General features: G+C 64.6%; 1 pseudogene. It reads left to right on the top strand.

Annotated features, from left to right (window positions below):
* Positions 1-824: pseudogene (locus tag J0I64_RS16800) on the top strand (oligopeptide/dipeptide ABC transporter ATP-binding protein); the annotation flags it as partial.

The following is an 824-nucleotide window of genomic DNA, read 5'->3' as shown; positions in this document are numbered from 1 at the left end:
GGCGAGACGCTGAGCCTTGTCGGGGAAAGCGGCTGTGGCAAGTCGACCACCGGCCTTGCGCTCATGGGCCTCGTCAAGCCGACTGGCGGGCGCGTGCAGTTCGACGGGCAGGAAATCCGCGGCTTCAATCGCGCGGCGCTCAAGAGCTATCGCCGGCGAATGCAGATCGTCTTTCAGGACCCGTTTTCCTCGCTCAATCCGCGCCAGCGGGTGAAGGACATCATTCGCGCGCCGCTCGACATCCACCATGTCGGAACCGCGGCCGAGCGCGAGGCGCGCGTGGCTGAACTGATGGAGCGCGTTGGACTTCGTCCCGATCAGGCCGACAATTTTGCGCATCAGTTTTCCGGTGGTCAGCGTCAGCGTATCGGCATTGCCCGGGCGCTCGCGCTCAAGCCTGACGTGATCGTCTGCGACGAGCCGGTCTCGGCGCTGGACGTGTCGGTGCAGGCGCAGATTCTCAATCTCCTCAGCGATCTGCAGCGTGATCTCGGCGTCTCCTACCTGTCGATTTCGCACGACCTCGGCGTCGTCGAATTCATCTCGCATCGCGTCGCCGTCATGTATCTGGGCAAGATCGTCGAGATCGCGCCCAAGACGCGCATCTTTGCCGAGCCCGGGCATCCCTATACCGAGCTGCTGATGCGCTCGGCGCCCTCGCGCGATCCGCGCAAGCGCCACCAATGACGACATCCCGAGCGCGACGAAGAAGCCGAGCGGCTGTCCGTTCCATACGCGCTGCCCGCTCGTCACTGCTGTCTGCAAGACCACCGAACCGGCCCTGACCGCCCGCGAAGGTGGCCAGATGGTTGCCTGTCACAACC

This window comes from Devosia sp. (genome assembly GCF_017307565.1).
Classification (GTDB): Bacteria; Pseudomonadota; Alphaproteobacteria; order Rhizobiales; family Devosiaceae; genus Devosia.
Note: the sequence above shows the minus strand (reverse complement) of the source record. Positions and strands in the feature narration are given on the sequence as shown.